At 65.4% G+C, this 14,219-nt stretch carries 9 protein-coding genes; 2 read left to right on the top strand and 7 right to left on the bottom strand.

Going from position 1 to position 14,219, the window contains the following annotated elements:
• Window positions 1–184: 184 nt before the first annotated feature.
• Both AC1DWT_RS15120 and AC1DWT_RS15115 read left to right on the top strand, forming a co-directional pair.
• Window positions 185–1,546: an MFS transporter gene (locus tag AC1DWT_RS15120; protein ID WP_477921193.1), complete on the top strand. Its 1,362-nt coding sequence runs from the start codon at window positions 185–187 to the stop codon at window positions 1,544–1,546.
• Between the two features lie 326 nt (window positions 1,547–1,872).
• On the top strand, window positions 1,873–2,640 hold the full coding sequence (locus AC1DWT_RS15115) for an enoyl-CoA hydratase-related protein (RefSeq protein WP_477921191.1): 768 nt from the start codon (window positions 1,873–1,875) through the stop codon (window positions 2,638–2,640).
• Window positions 2,641–2,815: 175 nt separating this feature from the next.
• On the opposite strand, the gene AC1DWT_RS15110 is transcribed toward AC1DWT_RS15115, so the two are convergent.
• The 7 genes from AC1DWT_RS15110 to AC1DWT_RS15080 form a co-directional block, all read right to left on the bottom strand.
• Window positions 2,816–6,124, bottom strand: a complete 3,309-nt coding sequence (locus tag AC1DWT_RS15110) for a protein kinase domain-containing protein (RefSeq protein WP_477921189.1) — start codon at window positions 6,122–6,124, stop codon at window positions 2,816–2,818.
• A gap of 527 nt (window positions 6,125–6,651) precedes the next feature.
• A complete protein-coding gene (locus AC1DWT_RS15105; protein WP_477921187.1) occupies window positions 6,652–7,749 on the bottom strand; it encodes a C45 family autoproteolytic acyltransferase/hydolase in 1,098 nt (365 codons plus the stop codon).
• 162 nt (window positions 7,750–7,911) lie between these two features.
• Window positions 7,912–9,120: an acetyl-CoA C-acetyltransferase gene (locus AC1DWT_RS15100; RefSeq protein ID WP_477921185.1), complete on the bottom strand. Its 1,209-nt coding sequence runs from the start codon at window positions 9,118–9,120 to the stop codon at window positions 7,912–7,914.
• Between the two features lie 15 nt (window positions 9,121–9,135).
• Complete coding sequence (locus tag AC1DWT_RS15095) at window positions 9,136–9,996, bottom strand: 3-hydroxybutyryl-CoA dehydrogenase (RefSeq protein ID WP_477921183.1); 861 nt, start codon at window positions 9,994–9,996, stop codon at window positions 9,136–9,138.
• Window positions 9,993–10,793, bottom strand: coding sequence for a crotonase/enoyl-CoA hydratase family protein (locus AC1DWT_RS15090; RefSeq protein ID WP_477921181.1), 801 nt, complete (start codon window positions 10,791–10,793; stop codon window positions 9,993–9,995). Before AC1DWT_RS15090 ends, AC1DWT_RS15095 begins: the two co-directional genes overlap by 4 nt.
• Window positions 10,790–12,973 carry an acetate--CoA ligase family protein gene (locus AC1DWT_RS15085; RefSeq protein WP_477921179.1) on the bottom strand — a complete coding sequence of 728 codons (2,184 nt, stop codon included), beginning with the start codon at window positions 12,971–12,973 and terminating at the stop codon, window positions 10,790–10,792. Before AC1DWT_RS15085 ends, AC1DWT_RS15090 begins: the two co-directional genes overlap by 4 nt.
• 2 nt (window positions 12,974–12,975) lie before the next feature.
• Entirely contained in the window at window positions 12,976–13,749 is a 774-nt protein-coding gene (locus AC1DWT_RS15080; protein ID WP_477921177.1) for an enoyl-CoA hydratase/isomerase family protein, read from the bottom strand.
• Between the last annotated feature and the right edge of the window lie 470 nt (window positions 13,750–14,219).

Raw genomic sequence — 14,219 nt, 5'->3', positions numbered from 1 at the left:
ACCTTCATTTACAAGTGCTACGAACGAACAATCCTGAGCATAAGTAAGCATGCTTGCAATAGGCCAATGTGGTGTATATCTTCAGCATGCTTATAGTGTTCTGTGCCACACTTCGCGTGTGGCGCTAAGTCCTGGATCGTTGCGACCCGTCAGCGATCGGCAGGCACAAGCACAAAGGAGAACGGTGAACGCAATATCTCCGCAGACGACCTCGGTTGTCGAGCCCCGAACCGTGCGTCGAGTGACGGTCGCCGCGACGGTGGGCAACACTGTCGAAACGTACGACTACGCGGTGTACGGCTTTCTGGCGACTGTTCTCGCCAAACAATTCTTTCCCAACGCCCAGTCCGGCACGGCACTGCTGTCAATCTTCGCCGTTTTCGGTGCAGCGTTTGTGGTTCGACCGTTGGGCTCGTTGTTATTCGGGCCGCTTGCCGATCGCATCGGCCGGCGCAATACCCTCGTGGTGACCCTGCTGTTGATGGCAACCGCGACCCCGCTGATCGGCTTACTCCCGACTGCGGCGGCGATCGGTATCGCAGCACCGGTCCTGCTGGTGGTCCTGCGGCTCGTTCAAGGATTGGCCGCAGCGGGTGAATACAGCACCGCACTGATCTACGCCGCCGAGTACTCACCGGAGCGTGTGCGCGGCCAGATGACCGGTCGAGTGCAGATCGGCAGTGTCGCGGGGTTGTTCCTCGCCGCGGTGACCGTCCTCGTCCTCAACGCCGCTCTCACTCCCGAACAGGTGGAGGCCTGGGGCTGGCGAATTCCGTTCCTCCTCGCACTCCCGATGGGTGTGGTGGGCCTCTACCTGCGTAGCCGACTCGGGGAAACCCCGGAGTTCATGGCACTCGTAAAGAAGGGTGAGACCACGGAGGCGCCTGCGCGCGAGGCTTTCACTCAGCACTGGCGACTGCTGCTGCTGATCTTCCTAATCGGTGCACTGCACATGATCGGCATCTACATGGTCTACACCTACTCGCAGAGCTACATCATTGGACTTGGTTTCTCGCGGCTCGCAGCCACGACGATCTCGGTCACGACACTGGCGATCGGCGTAGTACTGGTCTTCGTCGGTGGTCGCCTCGCCGATCGGTGGGGACGATGGAAGCCGTTGCTGGCACTGTCTCTCCTCGTGTTGATCACCTCGTATCCCCTCTTCAGCGGACTGAGCAGCGCCGACACCGTGGAGGATGCCTTCCTGTGGGCTCTGCTGCTGACCGTCTGCCCGGTGCTCTACTCTGCGATCGCGCCGGTCACCTACGTCGAAGTTATTCCGGCCCGCGTCAGAGGAACCGTCTTCGCTATCGGCTACGGCCTGGTGGCAGCCGTTCTCGGCGGCTCGGCCCTATACCTGAGCCAGCTTCTGGTCAACATCACCGGCAACAGCAACGCGCCGGCCTTCCTCTTGATGTTCGGCGCCGCGCTCAGCGCGGTGGGGGCCCTGTGCGTGCGCAAACGGTTGATCGACCATCCCCCGATTATGCAAACCGATCTGCTTCCTTCCGTGATCAAGACGCCCGAACCGGACGGCGCTCAATAGGGGATCCGCACTCCCGCTACACCTTCAACACTGCCAACGTCGAGATCGTTGCCGGTTCCAAGCACTGTGAATTGAAACGCCAAAGGAGGTAACGATGTTCGACCGGCTCTATGCCGCCATCCTTTCGCTAGCGGGCCTGTCGTTTGGAGGTTTCATCCTCCTGCACGAAGTGGCTACGAGCGCTCACGACCGAGATTCTCCCGACGACCACTGCCGACGAGATGCCACGGGAACTGCGTCGTTGGCGTTGGACGCCCAACCCACGGTCCTGGGCAAGTGCGTCCGCGACCGATCGGTGTACATCCCCGGAGTCAACCGAGGTTCCGATGCCTGACGATTTGGCGACCGTGCACATCGATGGCGCTGTTGCGCGCATCGCGTTGAATTCACCGGCGAACCACAACGCACTATCACACCGTCTGGTGGCCGATCTCTACGAGTCGTTCCAGCGCGTGGCACAGACACCGTCGGCCCGGGTTGTTGTACTCACCCACGAGGGACCCACGTTCTGCGCTGGCGCAGACCTGAAAGAAGTGGGCCAAACCGCAGACCCGTCGTGGCCTACCTTTCCGCAACTGATCGAACAGATTTGGTCATTTCCCAAGCCTGTGATCGCCCGACTGGCCGGTCCTGCACGCGCGGGTGGCCTTGGTTTGGCGGCGGCGGCCGACCTTGTCGTCGCGGAAGACGACCTGACGTTCGCCCTGACCGAGGTCCGCATCGGAGTGGTACCAGCGGTCATCTCGGCAATCCTCCTGCCCCGAATGGCGCCGGCTGCAGCGCATCGCCTATTCGTGACCGGATCCCGCTTCGACGCACAGCACGCGGTCAGCATCGGGCTGATCGACAAGATCGCAACAAAAGGGAACCTCGACATCGTGGTCGAGGAGGTCGTCGCCGAGCTGATGTTGACTGCACCGGGGGCGTTCGCGGCGACGAAGAGGCTTGTCCGCGAATACCAGGACCCCGCGATGCACGATCGGCTGGCAGAGCTGGGGGCTCAATCGGCGAACTTCTTCACCTCCGCCGAGGCGGCCGAAGGCATCGCTGCATTCAAGGAAAAGCGCCCGCCCATCTGGGCGCAGACACGGTAGACCACACCCTGAGCTGTCGGTGGGTTCGTCAGCACCCGGTGAAACGTCGAGCGGAAGGGAGCGCGACGCCGACTTCCTCACGCAATTCGTAGGCAGTGCGTCGCGTTCCCCCGGCCGGCCCCGACTAGCGTGGGGCTCGCCCCTCAGGCGAGGCTGGTGTCTGGTTCCTCCTGGATCACCGGTGCTTGTGATCCTGGATCGCTGGTGATTGCCTGTGCTCCACTACCCAGGCCGCGACCTGCACACGAGAGGTGAATCCCAGCTTCGCAAGGATGTGTTCGACGTGTCCTTGGGCGGTGCGGAGCGAAATCACCAAGCGAGAGGCTATGGCCTTGTTGCCGAGGCCTTCGGCGATCAATTCGGCGACCTGGCGTTCCCGGGTGGTCAGGACCAACTCTGGGCCTGCGATGGCCGAGGAACCGGGGTCCTGGCCGCCGAGTACGAAGGCGACGGCGCCGTCGAGGTCGAGTGCCCTGCCCTCACTCAGGCCTGATTCGAATTCCCGGTCGCCGAGTACCTGCCGTGATGCTCGTTCGCACTCCTCTTGATAGACAACAAGGTTGGAAATGAACGAGGCGGAGGTTCCCACGCCCAGAACAAGATTCTCCGCCGCTCCCATCAGCACAGCCGCGCGCCTCGCATTCCCTTCCGTGCCGGCAATCCAGGCGAGCGCCTCCACGCACATCGAAGAACAGACCGGATCGTCGACACGCTGCGCCAGGCGTAGCCCTTGCATCAGGTTTTCGGTTGCCCTATCAGGATCACCCTGCCGCCACGTCGCGACAGCCATGGCCCACAGCGCGTAGGACCGGTAGACGACCTCCTTGCGACGTTCTGTAATCTCCAGGGCCGATGCGTAGAATGTGATCGCTTGCGCAGTATCGCCGAGCAGATCCCGTACCAAGCCCACCAGGATCAGGCCCCCGAGAAGTCGAGTGAGCTCGCCGCGCTCACGGAGCATCTCCAGTGCACTGTCGATTTCTGAGAACGCCTGCTCGAGGTTCCCACTGAACATCGCGAGGAGCCCGTTGGCATGGGCGATGATTGCGTTCGCCAGTGGGTCACTCATGTTTTCGGCCACTGTTCGGGCTTCCTCCACAAGTGGTGCTCCCACCTGGAGATCACCTTGTTGTTCGGCTAACACGCTCGCGATGCACAAGGCTTTGACCCGCTCCATGGTGAACGTGTCTGTGGATCGGGCGAGAAGCTGGTCGAGCCACCGTCGTCCCTCGGTGAGCAGACCCTGTGTCCCCCAGAGCATGTAAAGACCCGTTGCGATCTGCAGGCCAGCATCAATCTCCCGGCTTCCGGGTTCAGAGAGGCAGAATTCCATCGCCTCGCGCAGATTAGGCCGCTCTCGTTTGACTCGGGAGACCCATTCGAGTTGCTGTGGACTGATCCACTCGGCTTCGGCTTCCAGCACCATCTGTTGGTACCAGTCTCGGTGCCGGCGGCGTAGCTCGTGATACTCGCCGCTGCGTTGCATCTGCGCCCGGCCGTAGTCCCGGAGTGTTTCAAGCATGCGGAACCGCACGATGGTGTCCGCTTCTTCTCGGACCAAAATTGACTTGTCGACCAACGAGGTCACCAGGTCGAGCGGATCGTCCAATATCGAGTCACCAGCACACATCGCGTCTGCCGCGTCCATTTCGAAGGTGCCCACAAACACCGACAGGCGGCCCCATGCTCGCTGCTCGCTCGGCGTGCACAGTTCGAAACTCCAATCGATGCACAACCGCAGGGTTTGCTGCCGGTTCGGCGCGTCGCGACCCCCGCGGGTCAGCACAACGAAGCGGTCCGTCAGGCGTTGCAGGATCTGCTCGGGCGACATCACCCGCAAACGGGCGGCCGCAAGTTCGATCGCTAGAGGCAAACCATCCAGTCTCCGGCAAATTCGCGCTATCGCCTCACTGTTCTCCTCGGTGAGCGCGAAGTCGGGAACCGCGGTGGCCGCACGGTCAGCGAATAGGGCCACGGCGTCGTAGCTGATTAGCCCCTTCAGCCCGGGCCGGCGATCGTAGTCGGGTACCGCGAGCGGTGCCATGCGCAGGATCGATTCACCGCCGATACCGAGGGCCTCCCGACTGGTGACGAGAAGGCGCAGACCTGGGCAAGTGCGCAGCAGGGTCGAAGCGAGGGCCGCAACGGTGTCCACTATCTGCTCACAGTTATCCAATACCAGCAACACCTCGCGGGAAGTCAGGAACTCGCGCAACACATTCTGGAGGGGTTGCGCAGTCCGGTCCTGCAATCCCAACGCGTTGGCCAACAGGTCCACCAGAAGTGACTCGTCGCGCACCTCACCCAACTCGACCAGCCACACACCATCTGCGAAATCGCGTTGCATGGCCGCGGCAACGCGCAGTGCGAGTCGGGTCTTTCCGACGCCTCCGATCCCGGTCAACGTAACAAGGCGCGAACCAGCCAGCAGATTCTTCACTTCGGTCAGCTCGTGACGGCGACCGAGGAAGCTAGTGAGTTCAAGCGGGAGGTTCCCCTGACGTCCGCGCTGCGCGGCGGGCCCAGTCGACTTCCGCTGCCTCGGCGACTTTGGTTCGCGATCGTCCGACACCGCCCCCGCCGGCGCATGGAGAGCCATGTCCGCGACCGGAAGGCCGAGGCTCAGTTCGAGAGCGCGGAGTTCGTCGCCGATTTCTTCGGGGGTTGACTGTCGCTCCGCCGGCATCCTGGACATCGCGCGTTCCACCACTGCACCCACCTCATCAGGGAAGCCATGGTCACGAAGATCGGGGACAGGTTCGGTAGTGATCCGCACAAACTGTGCCACCAACTGCTCGCCACTGCGCCGTTCGAACGCGGCGTGCCCGGTGATCGCGCAAAACAAGGTTGCACCGAGCCCATAGACGTCCGAGACAGCACTGGGTGACTCGCCGGCGAGCACCTCCGGGGCGGTGAACGCCGGTGAACCCGTCACCACTCCGGTGCCGGTTTCGAACCCCCCGGCGATGTGGGCAATACCGAAGTCGGTGAGGGCGGGCTCGCCGTACTCGGTGAGGAGGATGTTTGCGGGCTTCACATCCCGGTGGAGAACGCCGAGCCGATGTGCGGTTTCCAGAGCCCCCGACAGCTTCACGCCCAGCTGCAGCGCCTCGTCCAGCGGCAGGGGGCCATGACGGCGAATACGGGCGTCAAGGGAGCCCCGCGGGTGGTAAGGCATGACAATAAAAGGGCGGCCGCTCTCGGTTACACCGACCTGCAGCGCCTCAACGATATTGGGATGCCCCGTGAGTCGGCCCATCGCCCGTTGTTCCCGGAAGAAGCGTTCCCGGTTATCGTCGTCGAAGTCGGCAGTGAGTACTTTCACCGCGACGGTGCGATCGAGGGCCGCCTGGCTGCAGCGGAACACGACACCGAAACCGCCTCGGCCGACCTCCTCGGCGTCGTCGAACCCCGCGGAGGCCAATTCCGCAGTCACCGTGCGGGCTACGTCGCGCTGCGTCGCAAACGGATCGGCGTCGACCATCGCCTAGATCGATTCGTCCGTTCGGYGACCTTCATGACATCGCACTGCTCACCTCTTAACCACCTATTTCAAGAGTATCGCTTAGGTAGAGCGTCTGGATATTCCCCTCCGGGCAACAGCACAAGTTGCGCCGCCGCCCGGATGGCTCGATGGACGCTCGCACACTGGAGTGCACCATGATCCCCGAGTTCTCCTCGGACCATGCTCATCGTCCTTGACCCAACGAAACCCGATAGCGGATCCGCTTCGACAATCCGTCTGAACTGGACTGGTGACACGTCCAGTCGGGGTCTGGACGGGCCTGTTGGCCCACGCGCGGGGGTACGCCGTGGCTAAGCGTGCTGAGTGGTTGTCTTGCTGTCGGGCCGCACCCGATTCCCGGGGTGCGGGCCGTGTGCTGCGTTAGGGTGTGATGGTGCTGTGACCTGGTGTAATGACATGTCCCCGGTTTGTGATGTGGGGTGCCGGCGACGTGTCGGGGAGTGCCGGCGTCGTGGTGCGGGGGGTGGGGTGACGCCAGCAGTCGGTTACGACCTGCCGTGTGTGAAATCCTCCAACCGCAGCGTTGTGCTGGATCCGCATGCGCTGTTGATGGAGATTGTCTTGTCGGTGAGGTTCGTGACGGTCGTGCACAGTGTTTGGAGTGGGTCGGAACCTGCGGCGGTGCGATGAACCCCGTCGGGGACGGGCGCTCCGCAGAGTATCCGTTTGAACCAGTTGACGTTCGGCTCTAGTACGGGGCCCAGGGTGTCGAGGGTCTTGCCCCGTCCCAAGCTCTCCTCTCGTTGCCCCAGATTGGCTGTGGCAGTGCCGGCGGGTGCCAGATCGGGTGGGTGGGGGATGAACCGGAGGTGATTGGTGTGCCATTCGAAGGCGCCCTCCGGCGCGAGTTCGCGGGCAGCGACTCGTCCGGCTGCTGATTCGACGATCGCAACCCGGCCTGTTGTGGTGTCGCCGATCGTGTAGGCGAAGCCGCCGGCGCTGGGGTGGGTGCGCAGGTAGTCGAGCGCGTGGTCGAAGTCGGTGCACTGTTGGAGGGCACGGGCGACGAAGTGGCGGCCCGGTGCGGCGATGGGCGTGGTGACCTGGATGTGGTTGATTCCCCAGACCAGTCCGGCGCCGGTGGCGGCGATGGTGTTGGCCGGCAGGAACCCGGGATACCACTGCACCGTTACGGGCATGTCGCCGTCGATCCGTAGAGTCAGGAACATGAAGTGCCCGTTGAGGGCTGGGGCGCCGTCTTCGTTATCGGCGACGAAGGAGCGAGATCCACGCCAGGCGAGGTCGGTGCAGCCGGTGCCGTCGTCGACGCCGATGTCGCCGCGCAAGTTGGCGAGTAGCAGATCATGATAGTCGAGGCCTGCACCGGACGCGAGGGCGCGAAGTTCCTCGGCGTAGTGGGGGTAGGTCTGCTCGGTGGCCGCCCTCACATCGGTCAGGATGCGGTGGCCGACTCCGCTGCGGGTGAAGGACTTCAGGCCCTCGCGTTCCGGCAGTTCGTTCTGGACAGAAGTGATCGCCTCGCGGGTGTACTCGCCGAGCAGGCTGAACGCGGCTGTGCGCTCGCCGGAGATCACCAACCACTTCAGGCCAGCGACGGTGCTTTCGTCGATGTGGGCGTTCATTGCGGTACCTCCGCGGAAATCGTGGGCTGATATCGAGAGTGCCGAAAGTCGAGGATGGGGATCAGGACGGCGATGCCCGACCTGGTTGTTGCAGGCCGGGCAGTTGGTCCGTGCCGTCTGCGCCGCCCGGTCGGGGTTGCACAGACATTCGTGTGGTTCCGGTCAGGATCCAGGGACGCGGAGAAGCAGGGCGCTTCCTTGGCCGCCGCCTCCGCAGAGGGCGGCGGCACCGGTTCCGCCGCCGCGGCGGCGGAGTTCGTGGGCCAGGTGCAAGGTGATGCGAGCACCGGACATGCCGAGCGGGTGGCCGATGGCGATGGCTCCGCCGTTGACGTTGACTCGGGCCTCGTCGAGCCCGAGTTCGCGGGTCGAGGTGATCCCGACCGCGGCGAACGCCTCGTTGATCTCGACCAGGTCGAGCGATTCGGGAATGACGCCGTCGCGGGCGCAGGCCGTGGTGATGGCGTGGGCGGGTTGGCGTTGCAGGGTCGAGTCCGGACCGGCGACGATGCCGTGGGCGCCGATCTCCGCCAACCACGTGATGCCGAGTTGACGGGCCCGGGCTTTGCTCATCACCACGACGGCGGCGGCACCGTCGGAGATCTGGGACGCCGATCCGGCGGTGATGGTGCCGTCGGCGCCGAACGCCGGCCGCAAGCCGGCCAGCGATTCGGCGGTGGTGTCGGCCCGGATGCCTTCATCTTTCGAGAAAGTGAGGGGGTCTCCCTTGCGTTGCGGGATCGACACCGCCACGACTTCGTCGTCGAAGAGCCCGTTCTTCCACGCCGCCGCGGCGCGCTGGTGGGATGCGGCGGCAAACGCGTCCTGCTCGGCGCGGGTGACCGGCTGCGGCGCGATGGCGTTGTGCTGGTCGGTTAGCGCGCCCATGGCCTGGTCGGTGAACACGTCGTGCAATCCGTCGTACGCGAGGTGATCTCGCAGCGTCACGTCGCCGTATTTGTATCCGGTTCGGCTGTGTTCGAGCAGGTGCGGTGCCTGCGACATCGACTCCTGGCCGCCGGCGACAACGATCTCGGCTTCGCCGGCGCGGATGAGCTGGTCGGCGAGCGCGATCGCGTCGATACCCGACAGGCACACTTTGTTGACGGTCAAGGCGGGAACCGACATCGGGATCCCCCCGGCGACCGCGGCCTGGCGTGCGGGGATCTGCCCGGCACCGGCGGTGAGGACCTGGCCCATGATGACGTAATCCACCAGATCGCCGGAGATCCCGGCCTTGTCGAGTGCGCCGGCGATGGCTACGCCGCCGAGGGCGGCCCCGGAGAAATCCTTCAGCGTTCCCTGCAGCCGCCCGACCGGGGTGCGGGCGCCGGCAACGATAACCGACGAGGTGTCCGACGAGAAGGTCATGTCTTTTGTGCTCCCTTACCTGGTGTACTGGTAGAAGCCGCGGCCACTCTTGCGGCCGAGGATGCCGGCGTCGCACATCCGGCGTAAGGCCGGTGGGGCGGCGAGGTGCGGTTCTTTGAACTCGGCGTAGAGGGCGTCGGCGATGGCCACGGTGGTGTCGATGCCGATCAGGTCGATCAGCTTGAGCGGTCCGAGTGGGTGGGCGCAGCCGTCGACCATGCCTTGGTCGATGTCCTCGGCGGTGGCGACTCCGATGTCGTACATGCGCACCGCGGAGAGCAGGTATGGGATCAGCAGTGCGTTGACGACGAATCCGGCCTGGTCCTTTGCGTGGATGACGCGCTTACCGAGGACCTCCGTTGCGAAATGGGCTGCTGCATCGGTGGTCTCGGATGCGGTCAGCATGCTGGGGACCAGTTCGACCAGTGGCAGGATCGGAACCGGGTTGAAGAAGTGCACACCGATGACCTTCTCCGGTCGGGTTGTCGCCGCCGCGATCCGCGCGACCGGTATCGACGAGGTGTTGGTGGCGAGCAGCGCGTCGGGTCGGGCGATGGAATCGAGCCGGGCGAACAGATCGAGTTTGATGTCCTCGATTTCCGGAACTGCCTCGATGATCACCGTCTGCTCGTCGAGGACGGACAGTTCCGGTGCCGCGCTGATCCGGGACAGTGCCGCGCGGGCGTCGTCGTCGGAGAGTTTCCCGGACGAGACCGCGCGGCTGAGGGATTTGTCGATGCGGGGCAGCACGGCCTCGGCCGCGGCGACGTCGATGACGGTGACCTCACAGCCGGCGCGGGCGGCAGTCTCGGCGATACCCGATCCCATGATGCCGCCGCCGATGACCCCGACCCGAACCGGGGCGGTGGCGCTCATCGGCCGCTGAACTGCGGGGTGCGCCGCTCGCGCATGGCCCCGACAGCCTCGTGATGGTCTTCGGTGTGGTGCGCGACCGCCTGCATGGCCGCGGACAGTTCCAGGATGCTCTCGAGGCTTTGGTGCTGACCTTCGCGGAGCAGCCGCTTGGTCATCCGCAGCACGTGGGGCGGGTTGGCTGCCACCCGGTCGGCCAGTTGGTGGGCGCTCGCCAGGAGCTGGTCGAGCTCGACGACCGCGGAGACCATGCCCCATTCGAGTGCTGTCTGCGCGCTGATCGCCTCTCCAGTGAACGCCATCTCGCTTGCCCGGGCCATGCCGATGGCGCGGGGCAGCAGCCAGGCGCCACCGTCACCGGGGATGATGCCGACCTTGACGAAGCTTTCGGCGAACTTCGCGGTGCTGGCAGCGATCCGCAGGTCGCACATCATCGCCAGGTCGCAGCCGGCACCGATGGCAGGCCCGTTCACGGCGGCGATCGTCGGGATCTCACAGTGATACAGGGCCTTGGGGATGCGTTGGATGCCGTGCCGGTAGCCCTGGCGCAGTTCGGCCGGCGACCCGCCGAACATGCCTTCCTTGTCCCGCATGTGCTTGACGTTGCCGCCGGAGGAGAAGGCGGAGCCGGCGCCGGTGAGGATCGCCACTCGTACGCTCGGGTCGCGGTTGACCGCGGTGACGGCGTCCTCGAGTGCCTCGATGGTGTCGGCTTCGGAGATGGGGTTGCGGGCTTCGGGGTTGTTGAGCGTCCAGACGACGGTGTCGCCGACGCGATCGATCAGAAGGGGGTCGCTCATGCGTGTGCTCCAGAGATGTTGTCGGACAGGACTATCCTTACGTCCACGGGGACGATGCCGGTGTCCGATGCGATGACAGGGTTGAGGTCGAGCTCGCCGATTTCCGGGTGCGCGGCGACGATGTCTCCGACGCGGACGAGGAATCGAGCCAGCGCGCCCCGATCGATCACCGGGAGGTGGCGGTAGCCGTCGAGCATGCGCGAGGCGATGGTCTCGTCGATCATCTCGTGGGCCTCAAGTTCGGTGAACGGCGCCGCGCGGAAGGTGACATCTTCGAGCGCTTCGACCATGACTCCACCGCTGCCGAAGGCCACCACCGGACCGAAGATCGGGTCGTGAGTGGCGCCGACGAGCAGTTCGATGCCCGTATCGGCCATCGGGGTGACGACGATGCCGTCGATTGCCGCGCCGGGCACCTTCTCGGTGACCGAATCGATGATGGCCTGGGCGTTCTCCGCGGCGGTGGCCCCGACCACGTTCAGTTTCACCCCGCCGACGTCGGACTTGTGGATGACCTGCGGCGACACGATCTTCAGCGCACAGGACCGTCCGTATCCGGTGACCGCGGCGACAACGTCGTCGACGGTGCGGGCGAAGGTCCATCCGCCGATGTCGACCCCGGCGTCCTCGACGAGAGCGCGGGCGGTGGGCTCGTCCAGGATTCCCGTCCTCCCGGCCGCACGCGGAGCGGGGGCGGGCAGGGCGAGGGGCGAGCGCTGCGCCGCGGTCGCCAGGCGTTGCCCGCGCCGGTCGAGGGCAGCGACCACACGGACGGCGTGGTCGATGGAGTTGATCACCGCCACCCCACCGGCCCGCAGGCGGTCGTGGTTGGAGACGGTGTCACCGGCGTAGCAGCTCTGCACCAGCAGCGGCACCCCATTCGAGGCCGTCAGTTCGAGGAGCCGGTCGGCGGCGGCATCCTCGGCGTCTTTCAGGCTGGCGTCGAAACGCAGGTGGTAGCCGCCGTACAGGCCCACGATCAGCACCAACCCGACCGCCGGATCCCTCATGAGGGCATCGACCGCGTCGGCGAATACCGCGGGATCGGCGTCGGTGGCCCCGGCCACGTCGACGGGGTTGACCACCGACGCCGGCCCGCCGAGCAGCTCCCGCAGGACCTGCTGGGTCCGATCACTGATCTGCGCGAGTTCGATACCGCGGGCGGTCAGTGCATCGGCGGCCAAAGTGGCGTGGCCGCCGCCGTCGGAGAGGATGGCGACCTTGCGGCCGGGAGCGATCGGAGCGGTGGTGGCCAATGCGCCCGCGACAACAGCCAATTCGTCGGAGCGGTCCACCAGTTCGACACCTGCCTGACGCAGCACCGCGGTGGCGACGGCGTCGGACCCGGCGATCGACCCGGTGTGCGAGAGGGCGGTGCGCTGGCCGATCTCGGAGCGTCCACCGCGCAGAACTACTACCGGCTTGTCCTGCACCGCGCGCGTGGCGGCCTGCAGGAACGCCCGCCCGTCCGCGAAACCCTCCGAGTGGATGGCGACGGCACCGGTGCCGGGGTGGCGGGCGAGTTCGGTGACGCATTCGTCGTAGCGGACGTCGGCCTGGTTACCGAGTCCGACGTAGGCGTGGAAGCCGGGGCCCTTCAATGCGCGGTTGTCGTTGACCAGGGATAACAGCATGTTTCCGCTCTGGGTGACCACGCTGATCGGGCCCTTGGGCACGTCCTGCAACCCGACCAGGTTCGCGCCGGTCGAGACGTTGAGCATTCCGGAGGTGTTCGGTCCGATGACCCGCACGCCGGTCTCGGCGATCGCCTCAGCCAGGGCGGCATCGAGGTCGGCGCCGGAGTCCCCGGTTTCCTTGAATCCGTTGGCCAGCACGACCGCTCCGGCGATTCCGACTGCCGCGCAGCGGCGCAGGGCGTCGGGTACCGCGGCGCCGGGCAGGGCGATGAGGGCGACGTCGATGCCGTAGGGCAGTTGGTCGATCGAGGGGACGACTTCGAGACCGAGGATCTCGGTGGCCTTCGGGTTGACGGGGTGCACCGGGTGCTCGTACCCGGCCTGCTGCAGCGCGCGGACGGCCTGATAGCCGCGTTTGGTCGGGCTGGTGGACGCGCCGACGATCGCGATGGAACGGGGGTCGAAGAGGCGCTCGAGCGGGGTGCGGGTCGGTGTCGGGGGAGCGGCGACCGCGGCAGGGGCGGGCTGTGCCATGGTTGTCATCTCTACTTTCCCTTGAATATCGGGGTGCGGCGCTCGCCGAACGCGGCCACGCCTTCGGCCCAGTCCTGTGTGCCCATCAGTGCGAGCAGTTCCTGCGGTTCGGTGTCGAGCACGACGTCGAGGGGATCGTTGCGCCGCAGGGCGGCCTTCATCCGAGCAAGGGACAGCGGCGCTTTCGCGGCGAGGGTGTCGGCTAGGTTGTGCGCCGAGTCGATCAGCGAATCGCTGGGAACGGCGGAGTGCGCCAGGCCCCAGTCGAGGGCCTGGCTGCCGGTGAAGCGTTCACCGAGGATCAGCATGTCGGTCGCCCGCCGCAGCCCGACCAGACGGGGGAGTCGGTTGGTGACGCCGCCGCCGACGAAGGTGCCGATGCTGACCTCGGGGAAGCCCATCTGGGCGTCCTCGGCGATGACGAGGAAGTCGGCGCTGACGGCCATTTCGGCGCCGGCGCCGAGGGCGTAGCCGTTGACCGCGGCAACCACCGGGGTATCCATCGTCTGGATCTGCTCGCACGCCCGCTGCCCGAGATCAAGATAGTGGGCCTGCTCCTCCCGGCTGCGGGTGCCGGACTTGTGGGCCTTGAGGTCGGCGCCGACACAGAACGCGCGCCCGGTGCCGGTGAGGACGACCGCGCGCACGTCCGGGTCGGTGTCCGCCACGACCAGTTCGTCGATCAGCGTCTGGTACAGCTCCTCGCTCACCGCGTTGAGGCGGTCGGGCCGGTTCAATGCCAGGGTCGCGGTCGAACCCGATCGGGTTACCAGGACGGTCGTCATCGTTTCACGTCGCTTTCTTCTCGATCTGTAATACGTTGTCCCGCTGCCGGTGTGGCCACTGGGGCGGGAGGCTCCCATGGCGGGGCGCTGCCCGACGATCCCGCGCTGGCGCTGTCGTCCGAGCGCGTCGATCGGGACCTCATGTGATCCATACAACAGCATCACCGCCGTCAATGCAAGTAGATTTGCAAATCTGATTCATCACGCAATTGCAATCGCGCTTCGTGCAGGGGTGGCCGTGTCGGCCGTGCCCGGCGAGGGCAGTTTTGGTTGCGGCGAGAATGGCGCCCCCGTCCCGGTATCGGATTTCGGCAGATTCTGGCGCGCCGATCTGCGGCATCTGTCCAGTTGGAAGCGACTTTTCGTCCAGACGATCAATATTTGCAGAGCGTCAGTGTTATGCAAACACACTTGCATCCGGCTTCGATGACGTGTTTCATGGCTGACACGCAGTTACCTGGGTCACATCC

Source organism: Rhodococcus sp. P4_B6 (assembly GCF_056402215.1).
The sequence above is the reverse complement of the archived record's forward strand: the minus strand, read 5'-3'. Positions and strand labels throughout refer to the sequence as shown.

Excerpts from the sequence above, each read along its gene's own strand:
- AC1DWT_RS15115 (WP_477921191.1), top strand. The coding sequence starts at position 1,873 with ATGCCTGACGATTTGGCGACCGTGCACATCGATGGCGCTGTTGCGCGC.
- AC1DWT_RS15110 (WP_477921189.1), bottom strand. The coding sequence starts at position 6,124 with ATGGTCGACGCCGATCCGTTTGCGACGCAGCGCGACGTAGCCCGCACG.
- AC1DWT_RS15105 (WP_477921187.1), bottom strand. The coding sequence starts at position 7,749 with ATGAACGCCCACATCGACGAAAGCACCGTCGCTGGCCTGAAGTGGTTG.
- AC1DWT_RS15100 (WP_477921185.1), bottom strand. The coding sequence starts at position 9,120 with ATGACCTTCTCGTCGGACACCTCGTCGGTTATCGTTGCCGGCGCCCGC.
- AC1DWT_RS15095 (WP_477921183.1), bottom strand. The coding sequence starts at position 9,996 with ATGAGCGCCACCGCCCCGGTTCGGGTCGGGGTCATCGGCGGCGGCATC.
- AC1DWT_RS15090 (WP_477921181.1), bottom strand. The coding sequence starts at position 10,793 with ATGAGCGACCCCCTTCTGATCGATCGCGTCGGCGACACCGTCGTCTGG.
- AC1DWT_RS15085 (WP_477921179.1), bottom strand. The coding sequence starts at position 12,973 with ATGACAACCATGGCACAGCCCGCCCCTGCCGCGGTCGCCGCTCCCCCG.
- AC1DWT_RS15080 (WP_477921177.1), bottom strand. The coding sequence starts at position 13,749 with ATGACGACCGTCCTGGTAACCCGATCGGGTTCGACCGCGACCCTGGCA.